Annotated in this window: 15 protein-coding genes; 8 read left to right on the top strand and 7 right to left on the bottom strand. The window is 41.7% G+C overall.

Annotated features, from left to right (window positions below):
* Positions 1 to 319: 319 nt before the first annotated feature.
* Positions 320 to 1,114, top strand: coding sequence for an SDR family NAD(P)-dependent oxidoreductase (locus EGS71_RS12010; protein WP_000365666.1), 795 nt, complete (start codon positions 320 to 322; stop codon positions 1,112 to 1,114).
* A gap of 103 nt (positions 1,115 to 1,217) precedes the next feature.
* Here the strand turns inward: EGS71_RS12010 and EGS71_RS12005 are convergent, their stop codons facing one another.
* Positions 1,218 to 1,721 (bottom strand): ureidoglycolate lyase, encoded by a 504-nt coding sequence (locus EGS71_RS12005; protein WP_000605497.1) that lies wholly within the window; start codon positions 1,719 to 1,721, stop codon positions 1,218 to 1,220.
* Positions 1,718 to 2,728: an allantoicase gene (gene alc, locus EGS71_RS12000; protein ID WP_000212414.1), complete on the bottom strand. Its 1,011-nt coding sequence runs from the start codon at positions 2,726 to 2,728 to the stop codon at positions 1,718 to 1,720. Before alc ends, EGS71_RS12005 begins: the two co-directional genes overlap by 4 nt.
* Before the next feature lie 199 nt (positions 2,729 to 2,927).
* On the opposite strand from alc, the gene hpxO reads away from it, so the two are divergent.
* Positions 2,928 to 4,085 carry an FAD-dependent urate hydroxylase HpxO gene (gene hpxO / locus EGS71_RS11995; RefSeq protein ID WP_001103531.1) on the top strand — a complete coding sequence of 386 codons (1,158 nt, stop codon included), beginning with the start codon at positions 2,928 to 2,930 and terminating at the stop codon, positions 4,083 to 4,085.
* A gap of 53 nt (positions 4,086 to 4,138) precedes the next feature.
* On the opposite strand, the gene EGS71_RS11990 is transcribed toward hpxO, so the two are convergent.
* Positions 4,139 to 4,864 (bottom strand): outer membrane protein OmpK, encoded by a 726-nt coding sequence (locus EGS71_RS11990; RefSeq protein ID WP_001176267.1) that lies wholly within the window; start codon positions 4,862 to 4,864, stop codon positions 4,139 to 4,141.
* 201 nt (positions 4,865 to 5,065) lie between these two features.
* Between EGS71_RS11990 and EGS71_RS11985 the strand changes: the two genes are divergently transcribed.
* The 3 genes from EGS71_RS11985 to EGS71_RS11975 all read left to right on the top strand — a co-directional run bounded on the left by EGS71_RS11985 (position 5,066) and on the right by EGS71_RS11975 (position 7,439).
* Positions 5,066 to 5,449 (top strand): transposase, encoded by a 384-nt coding sequence (locus tag EGS71_RS11985; RefSeq protein ID WP_001055589.1) that lies wholly within the window; start codon positions 5,066 to 5,068, stop codon positions 5,447 to 5,449.
* A complete protein-coding gene (tnpB, locus tag EGS71_RS11980; protein ID WP_000619347.1) occupies positions 5,446 to 5,781 on the top strand; it encodes an IS66 family insertion sequence element accessory protein TnpB in 336 nt (111 codons plus the stop codon). Before EGS71_RS11985 ends, tnpB begins: the two co-directional genes overlap by 4 nt.
* 74 nt (positions 5,782 to 5,855) lie before the next feature.
* Positions 5,856 to 7,439, top strand: a complete 1,584-nt coding sequence (locus tag EGS71_RS11975; protein WP_001094424.1) for an IS66-like element ISAba25 family transposase — start codon at positions 5,856 to 5,858, stop codon at positions 7,437 to 7,439.
* Between the two features lie 46 nt (positions 7,440 to 7,485).
* Here the strand turns inward: EGS71_RS11975 and EGS71_RS11970 are convergent, their stop codons facing one another.
* The 4 genes from EGS71_RS11970 to puuE form a co-directional block, all read right to left on the bottom strand.
* Entirely contained in the window at positions 7,486 to 8,853 is a 1,368-nt protein-coding gene (locus tag EGS71_RS11970) for a nucleobase:cation symporter-2 family protein (protein ID WP_001109259.1), read from the bottom strand.
* Positions 8,854 to 8,877: 24 nt separating this feature from the next.
* Positions 8,878 to 9,201, bottom strand: coding sequence for a hydroxyisourate hydrolase (gene uraH / locus EGS71_RS11965; protein WP_000626021.1), 324 nt, complete (start codon positions 9,199 to 9,201; stop codon positions 8,878 to 8,880).
* Positions 9,198 to 9,701, bottom strand: a complete 504-nt coding sequence (gene uraD / locus EGS71_RS11960; protein ID WP_000477672.1) for a 2-oxo-4-hydroxy-4-carboxy-5-ureidoimidazoline decarboxylase — start codon at positions 9,699 to 9,701, stop codon at positions 9,198 to 9,200. Before uraD ends, uraH begins: the two co-directional genes overlap by 4 nt.
* Positions 9,702 to 9,800: 99 nt before the next feature.
* On the bottom strand, positions 9,801 to 10,766 hold the full coding sequence (puuE, locus tag EGS71_RS11955) for an allantoinase PuuE (protein ID WP_000004707.1): 966 nt from the start codon (positions 10,764 to 10,766) through the stop codon (positions 9,801 to 9,803).
* A 252-nt stretch (positions 10,767 to 11,018) separates the two neighbouring features.
* Here puuE and EGS71_RS11950 point away from each other — a divergent pair, with 252 nt between their 5' ends.
* From EGS71_RS11950 to EGS71_RS11940, 3 genes are all read left to right on the top strand, one after another.
* Positions 11,019 to 11,369 (top strand): HPF/RaiA family ribosome-associated protein, encoded by a 351-nt coding sequence (locus EGS71_RS11950; protein WP_001019316.1) that lies wholly within the window; start codon positions 11,019 to 11,021, stop codon positions 11,367 to 11,369.
* A gap of 158 nt (positions 11,370 to 11,527) precedes the next feature.
* Positions 11,528 to 12,073 carry an ankyrin repeat domain-containing protein gene (locus EGS71_RS11945; protein ID WP_000958427.1) on the top strand — a complete coding sequence of 182 codons (546 nt, stop codon included), beginning with the start codon at positions 11,528 to 11,530 and terminating at the stop codon, positions 12,071 to 12,073.
* 12 nt (positions 12,074 to 12,085) lie between these two features.
* Positions 12,086 to 12,853 (top strand): transporter, encoded by a 768-nt coding sequence (locus tag EGS71_RS11940; protein ID WP_001258753.1) that lies wholly within the window; start codon positions 12,086 to 12,088, stop codon positions 12,851 to 12,853.
* Positions 12,854 to 12,865 lie beyond the last annotated feature (12 nt).

Below are 12,865 nucleotides of genomic sequence, written 5' to 3'. Positions count from 1 at the left end.
GCTGTCTTATTCTGTTCTTTAAAGAACAAATGTTTTCCTTTGGCGGTTGTTTATCCCCTCTGCTGCTAACCATACACTTCATATAAATCATCGTTATGGTGTTTTAGTCATCTCAGTTTTTCCATGAATTTATGTAATTAATTTGCAAAACGTATTGGAACAGGATGAAAGGGAATTTAGTAATACTTTAGCTCTCTTTACATCTCATGTGGTGACTCATCGCTAATAGGCCCTTGATCCGAACTTGGCTAGATCTGGTATAGCCAAAGAATGATTAAAGCGTCTGCACACCATCTTTAAATATGAAAAGGAAAAAGCTATGGATCTCCAACTGAAAGGTAAAACAGCTATTGTAACTGCGGCAACAGCAGGCATCGGTCTAGCAATTGCGAAAACTCTGGCTAAAGAAGGAACTGATGTCATCATTACGGGCCGGACCCAAGACAAATTGGCGGCGGCGGTAGCCGAGATAGAAGCAAATGCTCCCTTGGGCAAAGTATGTGGTTTTTTAGCTGATCTTAGTACATCAGAGGGAGTTGAGACATTAATTTCACAACACCCTTACACTGATATTTTAGTAAATAACTTGGGATATTATGAAGCTAAACCATTTACTGAGATTACAGACGAAGACTGGTGGCATATGCTTAATGTGAATGTTATGTCAGGTGTACGCTTATCTCGTCACTACTTTCCAAAAATGTTAGAAAATAATTGGGGAAGAGTGATTTTTATGTCGAGTGAGGTAGGAGCATTCACTCCACCAGATATGGTGCATTATGGCGTAAGTAAATCTGCTCTATTGGCTGTATCACGTGGAATGGCCGAGTTAACAAAAGGCACAGGAGTGACGGTGAACAGCGTACTTCCTTCTGCCACACGTTCCGAAGGTATTATGGACTATTTACGTCAAACTGCTACTCGTCCCGACATGACAGATCAGCAGATTGAAGCACATTTTTTTGAGACATATCGTCCAAGCTCATTGATTGCAAGAATGATTGAAGCTGATGAAATCGCATCTATGGTTGCGTTGTTAGCAAGTCCCTTGGGATCAGCATCTAATGGCGCAGCAGTTCGTGTTGAAGGCGGAACCTTCCGTTCCATTCTGTAATACTCAAAGCTTAGGTTGGCGTTTGAAGCGCACGACTCTGTTCTTACGCGGCCATTGGCATTTTGATCACTAAATTAAAATAGACAGATTTGTCTATTTTAATTTAGACAGTAATTTTTATCGGATGGGGAAATTGAAAAATATCGCAATTTGCACCGCCTCCAATTTGATCCACTACTGCAAAATCACTCGGCGCTTCAAAGGTAAGCAAAGGATGATGCCAAGTACCTGCCCGATAATTGATACTTTGCTTACCATCCGAAACAAAAGCACATAGTTTTGAAATATCAGGAGTATTTTCGTCTAAAGCAGGGGCCACAATAATTAAAAATTTTTGTTGCTGTAATGGAATGAATGCTTGAGAGCCTTTCGGATGGCGCTCTAGCATTGAAATTTCCATAGGTAACACACTGGCCTTAATATTTCGGAAAATACTAATTCCTGCCTTTGCTTCGCCTTCAATTTCAGTTTCGACGAGCGCATGGTAGCGTTCGGTGTGTGCATCATTAATATGAAAAAAATCATGCCCGTCACAACAAATGACTTCTCCGAAGGGCTGAAAGTTCTCAATGGTTAAAGGCTGAATTTGAATATTCTTCATGATCATGACTTGGCAATTTTTCCCCATAAACGGACACGGCTAATACCACCATCCGGAATCATATTAATACGGATATGCGAGGCTTTTTCATGCTGTAAAATTTCATTCATATATTCATGAATATGGTCCATTTGCATAGGTTGGGCTTCAAGTAAGTAAGACCAAAACATACTTTGTGGAATCAGCTGTGCATCGGTTGCATTTTCAAGGTAGACAGCCTGAATAGAAACTTCAGCAGGAAAGTTACCTTTAAAATGCGCCGTATCAATTTCAATTTTTTCAATTTTTCCGCTTTTACCCAATGCAAGAATACACCAGTCATAACCTGGTGCACGGCGGCGTTTGGTTTCCCACCCATCGCCCATGTTGACGCCACGGCCTGGGTTAATCAAATTACGTGGATGTCCAAAGTGCGCATCGCTATAAGCAATTACACGACCGCCATTTTCTAAGGCCAATAAATCGAGAGTCTGCTCGTGGTCGGTCACCTGAATATGAACGTCACCATAAACGCGTAAACGGGCAACACCACCATCTGGGAAAATATTGAGGCGTATATGCGTGAAAATTGCATCATTATTGACCATAAAAATATGATGTTGACTCGGCCCTAGCTCGGTATTTTCTAAAATACTCTGCCACTTTGCCCCAGTAAGGTCATCATTTGGTGCATAACATGCCTCTAATGAGGCAGATGCAGGATAATTTCCTGTAAAAAACGTGGTGTCGATATCAAGTGCACTGATTTTTCCACTCACACCTAGTTTCACAATACACCAGTCATAGCCTGCATGACGTTTACGGCGGGTCTCCCAACCGTCCATCCATTTGCCATAATCATCAAATTTATCTTCAACAAAAATAGGTGCTTCAAATTGCAGCATACGCTTTGCTTCTGCAAAGAAATCATCTGAACACTCAATCACTTGTGCACCAATTCGGGCATCTGCCAAATTTGTTTTAGTATTCAGAATTTCAGGAAGTTCAAAAGCTGGAGCGTGCAATGTTGCCATAATGGAGTATCCGTATTTCTTGTTAAAAACATGATTTTTCATTTAAAACTGCACTCACACTGAGCGTGTTGAGATGAGTTTTATACATAAATATATAAGCATGGTGCATGCCAGTTTTGTGGAAAAGCTAAATAAATTTTGAACGATGGCATGTTTTTAGCATAAGCACCCTATAGGTGAATATCTATAGGAGCGTGTTATGAATGTGGTGATTATTGGTGCGGGAATGGGAGGTCTAACCACAGGCATTGCATTAAAGAAATTTGGTCACCAAGTTCGTATTTTTGAGCAAACTGAAAAGATTCTTCCGGTCGGCGCGGCAATTTCGCTGTGGTCGAATGGGGTGAAATGTCTGAACTATCTGGGATTAACTGACAAAATCGCCAAACTTGGTGGACAAATGGATGACTTGGCCTATGTAGATGGTTTAACTGGAGATGTGATGACACAATTCAGTTTACGACCATTAATTGAAGAAGTAGGACAACGCCCTTATCCGGTTGCACGTGCCGATTTACAAAATATGTTAATGGATGAGTTTGGTCGAGATCAGATTTATTTAGGCAAAAAAATGGTCAGCCTTGAAGATAAAACTGATTTTGTCGAAGTTCATTTTGCTGATGGTAGCTCAACACAGGCTGATTTACTCATAGGGGCAGATGGTACGCATTCAATGACACGGACTTATGTGCTCGGTCAGCAAGTGCAGCGCCGTTATGCGGGATATGTGAACTGGAATGGCCTAGTTGAAATATCTGAAGATTTAGCGCCAGCCGAGCAATGGACGACTTATGTGGGCGAAGGTAAACGTGCCTCCCTAATGCCAGTTGCAGATGGAAAGTTCTATTTCTTTTTAGATGTGCCTTTACCAGCAGGGTTGGATAATAATCGAGATGAATATAAAAAACTTTTAAAACAATATTTTGCTGATTGGTGTCAACCAGTACAGCAGCTTATTGAACGCTTAGACCCGCAAAAGACCAATCGGGTAGAAATACATGATATTGAACCATTCACTCAATTTTATAAAGGTCGCGTGGTGATTTTGGGTGATGCTGCGCACAGTACGACACCTGATATTGGACAAGGCGGTTGCCAAGCGATGGAGGATGCGATTTATTTAGCGCGTTCTCTGCAAATTAATACTTTGGGGCTAGAGGATGCTTTGCGACGTTATCAAAACAAGCGCAATGAACGTGCCAATGAGTTGGTGCTTCGTGCGCGCAAACGCTGTGACGTAACGCATATGAAAGATGAAACGGTCACGCAGGCATGGTATGCGGAACTACGCCGTGAACAAGGCGGACATATTATGCAGGGAATTATTAGTAATATTGTGGGTAATCCACTCGATTAAAAACAAAAACAGCAAGGAGTTTTCCTTGCTGTTTTATCTTCTAAATAAAAATTTTAGAAGTGGTATTTAACCAATGCACTGACGTTATTTTCGTCGGCACCTTTAATACCAAATTTGTTATTCCACACAGAGTGCTCAATACCGAGGTATAGACGTGTATCAGGAGAAATGTGTTTACCTACATTCCATTTCCATTGAGTGGTCCAGTTCAACTCACTCGCATGGTCATCTTCAGCGGTTGACCAGTCTAGGAAACCATCTACCAAGAAATCTTCAGATGCGATTTTAAATGGAATTCCATAAACGAACGTCATTTGATAATCGTCGTCAGTGTTCTCATTATTCGCACGGTAGAAGTTTAAATTCGCATATTGGAAATATGGGATATCTAAATCAACTGCAAAACCATACAAGAAGTTGTCAAAGTTATTGCCGTTTTCGCTATTACTTTCCCAAGTGGTACTAATGAGTACATCTTTAATTGGGCCGTACGCCAGTTTTTTGCCAGACACTTCGCCTAAGCTTAAACGTGGTGATAACTCAAAATAAGTACTCTTATGGTCATTTTCGCCACGCATGCGGTCCATAAAGAAAAATACATCAGCATATTTAATTTTTGCTGCATATTCCAAAGTAATCGTAGTTTCTTTGTCATCTACAACTTCATAGTTTTCACCATAAAGTCCAGTCACGCTAAAATCTTGCCAGATTGGTTTTGCCTGAACCATGGCAGTTGCAGATAACAAGGCACAAGTCGCCGCAAGTTGCTTTAATTGCATTTAAATGATCTCCCCCCAAATAAAGCACGCTAAGGATACAGGGTCTTAAGCAAAAATGAAGCCAAATTTGATCAACGGTTAAAAAAAAGCCCACCGAAGTGGGGCGCTAAAAAACGTAAGCATCCGGCTAACACAGCCTTACCAAGCGGTCCTATAAGCCTTAATTTAGTTCCCACCTAAAAACAAGTGGGGACTTAATCCATGAACATGGATATATATTCAGCAACACCTCCTGTTGCTAAAAAACGCAGAACATACAGCAAAGAATTCAAACTCAGTATTGTCAATGCCTGTAAAAATCCTAATACCTCGATCGCTTCGGTCGCACTGCAACATAGTATTAATGCCAACCTTGTCAGTCGTTGGATCAGGATCTTCAGCCATCATGAGGGTGCCGTGCAGGATCCTACTCATGTGAATCCAGCATTTATTGCTTTGCCTTACACTGCTGCAATCAGCCAACCTATTGATGAGAGGATCACGTTGTGTATCACCGTGCCTCATACGAATAATGATATTCAGCTAAAATGGCAGACATCAGAAATACCTGCCTTGGCAGAATTACTCAAGGCACTGGCAACATGATCCGTATCAATGAAATTTGGCTCTCTACCCAGCCCATGGATATGCGAGCAGGAATGGATACTGTCATGGCTCAGGTGGTGAGAGCCTTTGGCTACATCAAACCGCATTGCGCCTACCTGTTCTGTAATAAACGTGGTCATCGTATGAAAGTGTTGGTACATGATGGACTGGGCATCTGGCTGTGTGCCCGGCGTTTGGAACAGGGTAAATTTCACTGGGCTCAAGTTCACCAAGGTGAAACCGTGGCCCTCAGCCCGGAACAGTTACAGGCATTAATCCAAGGTTTGCCCTGGCAGAGAATTGGATTGCAGCAAGTGGTGAATATGCTCTAAACCAAGCTCGACCATTCTGCCATCCTCCAAACGTTCTATTTCATTCTCTTCATGACCTCAGGCATACTGCGGTCATGAATACGCTGCCTGACTTAAGCCAACTGACCCATGAACAACTGCTGGAATTCACCAGACAGTTGGCGATGCAGCATCAGTCTCTAGCACAATCAAACCAACAATTGGATGCCAAAGTTCAACATCTTTCTATTCTCAATCAAAAATACGAGCATGAACTGGCGCTGTTTAAAAAGCACAAATTCGCCCAAAAGAATGAACACTTAACGGCAAAACAAATCCACCTATGGGATGAAGCGGTTGAAGAAGATATTGCTGCTGTTGATCTGGAATTAGAACGATTAAATGCAGATAAAACCGATGCAGCGACACAGAAAGCCAAAACCAATAAACCTAAACGTCGACCACTGCCAGATCATCTACACACCATCCGTATTGAGCATGAACCTGCATCAACCCAATGCACTTGTGGATGCCAACTCCGTCGTATCGGCGAAGATGTCAGTGAGAAACTGCATTTCAGACCGGCACAGTTCTATAAGGAACAGCATGTGCGTGGTAAATGGGTCTGTGATCAGTGTGACACTCTGACTCAGCAAGCGATGCCCGCCTATGTGATTGATAAAGGCATTGCTTCACCTGAATTGCTCAGCCATGTGCTGGTATCGAAGTATGCCGATCATTTGCCGCTGTACCGTCAACGTCTGATCTATCAGCGGGCGGGAATCGAACTTTCTAGATCAACTTTATCTGACTGGATAGGTCGCTGCGGTGTAGAACTGGAACCTCTGGCCAATGCCTTAAAAGAGGTGGTGCTGCAACAGCGGGTGCTGCATGCAGATGAAACACCGGTCACCATCATGCGGATGGGTGAGAATGAGAAAAAACCGAAGAAAGGTTATGTCTGGGCCTATGCCACCACACAGTACAATCCAGTTCAGGCGGTGATCTATGACTTTCAGGATAGTCGTTCAGGCCAGCATGCTGCAGAGTTCTTGAAAGGCTGGCAGGGCAATCTAGTCTGTGATGATTACAGTGGTTATAAAGCACGCTTTAAATCAGGCCAGGTCATAGAGGTCGGCTGCATGGCCCATGCACGTCGTAAATTCCATGAACTGCATGTGACCGGGAAAAGTCAGGTCGCTGAACAGGCATTGGTGCTGATTCAGAAACTGTATGCGATAGAAGCAGAACTCAGGAAAAAGACCGATGGTACAGCGGAAGACCGCCGCGAATACCGACAACAGCATAGTCAACCAGTGATGCAACAACTATATGAATGGCTCAACCAACATCATCTGACAGTGCCATCGAGTTCTCCCACCGCCAAGGCCATCAATTACACTCTGAAGCGTTGGCCAGCCTTAAGCCGCTATCTGGATGATGGCAATCTACCGATATGCAACAATTGGGTAGAGAATCAGATGCGTCCCTGGGCGTTGGGGCGCAAGAACTGGCTGTTTGCAGGTTCGCTGCGCAGTGGTCAGCGAGCGGCAAACATCATGACTTTAATCCAGTCAGCAAAGCTGAATGGGCTGGATCCGTATGCCTATTTAAGTGATGTGCTGAAAAGGTTACCGACACATAAAGTGACCCAGATTGAAGAGTTACTGCCGCACTGCTGGAAACCTAAATCGAATTAAAAAATAGGTATGGGATTCAGCGGACGCTTACTAAAAAACTAACTCATTAATGTGTATTTCGTGTGTTTATTGTTTGGCTCAAATGCGGGGTACGCGAGCTGCGAAATGAAGGTAAGTGATTAAATAACAAATTCAATAAGATAGAAAAGATACAAGTCGAACTAATACCCGAATGGAACAAAGTTTGTACCCAAACTGGGAAATGAGCATAAAATTCATGGTTAATAATTGGAATCATCCCAGCTGATAAAGCAGTTGCCACAATAATCAAATTTTTCTGATCGTTATAATCAATTTTTGCCAAAGTGCGAATTCCACTTGCTGCAACCGACCCAAATAAGACCAAACCCGCACCACCAAGTACTGGCATAGGAATTGCCGCAATAAGGCGGCCCATAACAGGTAATAGACCTAAAATAATCAGAATGACTCCGCCTGCTGCCACGACAAAGCGGCTTTTGATGCCTGTAATTGCCACCAGTCCAACATTTTGGGCAAAAGCACTTTGCATGAATGAACCAAAGATAGGAGCAATAGCGCTTGAAAACATATCTGCACGTACACCATTGGCGATGCGTTTTGAATCGACTTGGGTTCCTACAATGTCTCCGACAGCAATAATATCGGCTGTGGTTTCCGTCATAATCACCAAAGTAACGATTAGCATCGATAAAATTGCACTTAGCTCGAAAGTTGGTAAACCAAATGCAAATAAGTGTGGAAATTGCAGCCATGCGCCTGAGCTCACCTGACTAAAATCTCCAAAACCCATAAAGTAGGCAAGGGTAGTACCAGCAACAATAGCCAACAAAATTGATAAACGGCGAATACTTGCTTGTGGCAGCATATTTAGAATAATCACAATGCCTAAGGTCAGCAAAGCTAAAGAGATATTCTCGACGCTACCCCAATCAGGTGCTTTGTTGTTGCCACCCATCATCCAGCGAATCGCAACGGGTAACAGAGATAACCCAATAATCGTGATGACACATCCCGTCACAACAGGTGGAAAAAAACGAATAATTTTTGAAAAGTAAGGTGCAAGGCATAGTCCAATTAAAGATGCGGCAATAACCGCGCCGTAGACAGCAGGTAAACCACCGCCTGTAGTGATAATAGCAACCATGGTTGCCACACCAGCAAAAGACACACCTTGCACCAGAGGTAATTTTGCCCCTAGATATTTGGTTCCGATGGTTTGTATGAGAGTTGCCAACCCGCCTACAAATAAGGCTGCTGCAATGAGCATTCCGACTTGTGCTGCGCTTAAGCCAGCTGCCGTTCCAATAATCAGTGGCGGGGCTACAATACCCCCATACATGGTGAGTACATGCTGTAAGCCGTAAGCAAAACTTTTGGAAATTCCTAAATATTCATGCTCTGGAGAAATCGCATTCTTTTGCTGATAATTCATATTTTTCTCCTATTTATATTTGAGTTAGCTGCCGCGATAAGTGGAGTAAGCAAATGGACTAATGAGTAATGGAATGTGGTAATGCTGATTGGTGTCTTCTATGAAAAATTGAATACAAACACGGGGGAAAAAAGTTTTGATTTGCTGTGATGAAAAATAAGGGGCAACTTCAAATTCAAGTTGATAAGCACCTTTACCTAAGTTTTTTATTCCAAAATTAATCACTCGCCCATCTTGGTTGGTAATTGCAGTCGCTATCAGTTCATGAGTGACTGCATGAAACAACTTCACTTCGACCTGTGCAGCCGGTTTACCTAAATTCGTATCTAAAATATGAGTGCTGATCATGCTGGTACTTCCTGAGATAAACGTAATAGAGCAATTGCAGCGAGTTGCTCATGTACAATGACTTTTTCTATAGCTAAGTTGTTTTGAAGACGTTGATGGAGTTTTTTTAAAATCTCGTCGCTACTGAGGCCTGCGGCTTTAATTAGAAAAATAAAACCAAACTTCTGCTCATACTCGATATTACCTTGCAGCAGGGCTTGTTGTGTTTGTTCATCTAAGGAAATGCCAGCTTGTTCTTGGGCTGAAAAATTTTGCTCTTTTGCATTGAGCTGCTTTTTTGCTTGTCTTTCACCAATTTTTGGATGGGTGGCTAATGCGGCCTGAATCTCTTGCCATGACCATGTGTGGCTTAATTGTTCTGCATACCCTAAAAGTACTGATGTTGATGAGTAGGGACGTTCTGAAATAATTTTTTCGGCCCATACAGGAATATGGACGCAGTTGTTTAACAGAGTCTTGAGTTGGTCGGGTGGGGCTTGATTAAACTCGGCTAAAAACACTGTTATTCCTAAACTCGTTGTCGTGATATAGAGTTTTAGCAATAACAGTGCCAAGAGTGATTTGATATTTGCTTAAGAATTTGGAAAATTAAAAATCAATTATTGATTTATGTGATTTTTAAACCAATATTCTGCAATATCCTGACGGCGACATACCCAAACACGATCATGCATTTCAATATAGTCTAGGAATCTTTGTAATGCTTTAAAACGACCCGGACGCCCTAAAATACGGCAGTGCATTCCAATAGACATCATTTTTGGTGCAGTTTCTCCCTCGGCATACAACACATCAAAACTATCTTTTAAATATTGAAAAAACTGTTCTGAGCTATTAAATCCACCTGGTGAGCAGAACTTCATATCGTTACATTCCAAAGTATAAGGAATAATCAGATGAGGTCGTGATGCACCCGCCGTATCGGTAAGTGTGGTCCAAAAAGGCAGGTCATCACCATAATAATCAGAGTCGTATTGTATTTGCGGGAACTCTGCAAGCAACTGACGCGTATTGGGGCTATCACGCCCGGTGTACCAACCTATAGTTTTATTTCCAAACAAGTTTTCTAAAACAGATAAGGCTTGTTCCATATGCTGTTTTTCGACTTCAAGATCAGTCTCTTGATAATGAAGCCAGCGATAGCCATGAGAAACCACATCGTAATCGGCCTGTTTAATTGCCTCTACAATATAAGGGTTGCGAACAAGCGCCATTGCTACTCCAAAAATGGTCATGGGGAGCTTGCGCCGTTGAAACTCATTATGAATGCGCCAAAAACCAGCACGTGAACCATATTCGTACATAGAGTCCATCGACATATGTTTGGCTGGGTAACTTGCAGCGCCAATAATCTCGGATAAAAACTGCTCTGAACCTTCGTCACCGTGTTCAATATGTTTTTCGCCACCTTCTTCATAATTCAGCACAAATTGCACGGCAACCTTAGCATTATTAGGCCATTTCACCTCTGGAGGCTGTCCGTGATAACCGATTAAATCACGTGAATAAGGAGACTTTTGAATCTGCTCAATAAGTTCTGCTCCAGATAGATAAGATTCGGACACAATTGCTCTCCTTTTGTTCAATTTTTCATAAAAATTTAAAAAATCAGCTTGCATATTTTTATAGATGGACTGATATTGAAGGTATGAAGATCTTCAAAATAAATTAAAAGCAGTACGTTTAAGTCAGGAGATAACAAACCATTACACCATCAAAATGTACAATTGAAGTCAGTTCATGCATGCTTAAAACATGCCAACATAAAAAAGTTTTGCATAGAAAAGATCCACAGTAAGAAAGAGAGGATGGTATTTATGAATATTGAAATCCGCACAGATAAAAACATCCATAATAGTGAACGTTTAATTACTTATGTACGTGCAGAACTTACTCAAGAATTCCAACGTCATAGCGAACGTATTACACATTTCTCGGTTCATTTTAGTGATGAAAATGGGGACAAAGGTGGAGACAAAGATATCCACTGTATGATCGAAGCACGTCCTTCTGGCTTAAAACCAGTTGCAGTGCACCATAAAGCAGGAAATATTGACGCTTCAATTCATGGCGCGATTGAAAAGCTAAAACGTAGCCTTGAACATACCTTTGAGAAAAAAGAACACCCGAGAGGTGGTCAACCAGAATTCATTGATGATGAAGTTTAAAAAACACTAAAAAGCCCTTCGGGGCTTTTTTTATGAAGATGTAAAAAGACCAATAAAAACTCTTCACAACTTTAGGTTTGCAATGCAATAGCGTTGACCTCTAAAATCTTCAGTAGAGATTAGGCATAATAGCGCTAATATATTTTTGAGAGATGGTCATGTTAACCACCCAACAGCAGGCTTTAATTAAAGCCATAGAAGAATTAGAACTCGCGCAAGTACAAAAATTACTTGCTGAGGGTCTTGATCCGAATTTCATTGATCCGGAACAAGGACCGCCAGTGTCCATTATTTGTGATGGAATTTTTAAATGGTGGGAAGACGTCTCTGAAGCGTATGAAGCGGGGACTCCATTATCACAAGAAGAAAAACAGCAAGCCCTGCAAGTTTATCTCGATATTCTTGAAGCCCTCATTCAGGCAAAGGCAAATGTTCATCTTTGGGATGCAGAAGAGTTTTATGGCCCACTATGGGATGCAGCAAGTTCGGCATGTGCACCAGCAGTTCAGCGCTTGCTAGATGAAAAAGTTGATCCAAACACACGTGATGAAGAAGGACTCACCATTTTATCTTCAATCAGTCAGTTGTTCTTTGATTGTGATTTTGATGAAATAGATTGGTCAGAAGCGCTTCAAGAAGAGCGTGAAACACTAGAGTTATTGCGCCGTCATGGAGCAAAAATGTCAAAAGAATTAACTACTTGATTGGATAATAGAATGAGAACATTTCAAATTTTAACTTTTGCTCTGACCGCTATTGCTGCAGGAAGTACTTTTGCCGCAGAGTTCTCGTTTGATCGTCCGGGTTCAGGCTTTGGAACAGGCATTACGCCAGTTGGTAAATTAGCATGGGAACAAGGTTTACCAAGTGCAACCTATACAGAGACAACTGTTGATGGCGTTAAAGAAAAAACAGTTACTGTAAATGAGGAGATGTTATTCCGTACAGGTTTAGCTGATGGTTTGGAATTGCAATTAGGCTGGCAAGGTCCGGCATGGACTCAAACTAAACGTGCTGGTAAAAAAACGGATAACTCAGGTTTTGGCGATGTAAGCATCGGCTTAAAAAAAGCGATTGATTTAAATGATGAAAATTTAACAATGGCTGTATTGGCTGAAGCTGTTATCGCAACAGGTAATGATGAGTTTACTGCCCATGACGATATATATAGTTTAAGTTCAGCAGTAGCTTATAAATATAATGATTTGTTGGATACTTCTATTACCATGCGTTATGAAGTACAAAACAGTAACTGGGCAGTGACTGCAATTCCAACCATCAATTATAAGATTGCGGGCAAACTTTCAGGATATTCTGAATTTGTTTATCGTAAAGCTGAAAGCCAAGACTACCAATATGGTTTAGGAACAGGTTTAGTTTACGCAGTAAATAACCGCACTCAACTTGATGCAAATATTGGTGTGGACTTAGAAGGTCAAGATAAGAGCTACAAAGGTGGCTTAGGCATGGCATTCTTATTCTGATCAGACTAACTT

The organism is Acinetobacter sp. FDAARGOS_559 (assembly GCF_003940475.1).
Lineage (GTDB): Bacteria > Pseudomonadota > Gammaproteobacteria > Pseudomonadales > Moraxellaceae > Acinetobacter > Acinetobacter baumannii.
This window is presented reverse-complemented; position numbering and strand designations above follow the sequence as displayed.

What these genes read in the sequence shown, in the direction of transcription:
- EGS71_RS11950 (WP_001019316.1), top strand. Translation starts at nt 11,019, where the DNA reads ATGAATATTGAAATCCGCACAGATAAAAACATCCATAATAGTGAACGT.
- EGS71_RS11970 (WP_001109259.1), bottom strand. Translation starts at nt 8,853, where the DNA reads ATGAATTATCAGCAAAAGAATGCGATTTCTCCAGAGCATGAATATTTA.
- EGS71_RS11940 (WP_001258753.1), top strand. Translation starts at nt 12,086, where the DNA reads ATGAGAACATTTCAAATTTTAACTTTTGCTCTGACCGCTATTGCTGCA.
- tnpB (WP_000619347.1), top strand. Translation starts at nt 5,446, where the DNA reads ATGATCCGTATCAATGAAATTTGGCTCTCTACCCAGCCCATGGATATG.
- hpxO (WP_001103531.1), top strand. Translation starts at nt 2,928, where the DNA reads ATGAATGTGGTGATTATTGGTGCGGGAATGGGAGGTCTAACCACAGGC.
- EGS71_RS11990 (WP_001176267.1), bottom strand. Translation starts at nt 4,864, where the DNA reads ATGCAATTAAAGCAACTTGCGGCGACTTGTGCCTTGTTATCTGCAACT.
- uraH (WP_000626021.1), bottom strand. Translation starts at nt 9,201, where the DNA reads ATGATCAGCACTCATATTTTAGATACGAATTTAGGTAAACCGGCTGCA.
- alc (WP_000212414.1), bottom strand. Translation starts at nt 2,728, where the DNA reads ATGGCAACATTGCACGCTCCAGCTTTTGAACTTCCTGAAATTCTGAAT.
- EGS71_RS11975 (WP_001094424.1), top strand. Translation starts at nt 5,856, where the DNA reads ATGAATACGCTGCCTGACTTAAGCCAACTGACCCATGAACAACTGCTG.
- EGS71_RS11985 (WP_001055589.1), top strand. Translation starts at nt 5,066, where the DNA reads ATGAACATGGATATATATTCAGCAACACCTCCTGTTGCTAAAAAACGC.
- EGS71_RS12005 (WP_000605497.1), bottom strand. Translation starts at nt 1,721, where the DNA reads ATGATCATGAAGAATATTCAAATTCAGCCTTTAACCATTGAGAACTTT.
- EGS71_RS12010 (WP_000365666.1), top strand. Translation starts at nt 320, where the DNA reads ATGGATCTCCAACTGAAAGGTAAAACAGCTATTGTAACTGCGGCAACA.
- EGS71_RS11945 (WP_000958427.1), top strand. Translation starts at nt 11,528, where the DNA reads ATGTTAACCACCCAACAGCAGGCTTTAATTAAAGCCATAGAAGAATTA.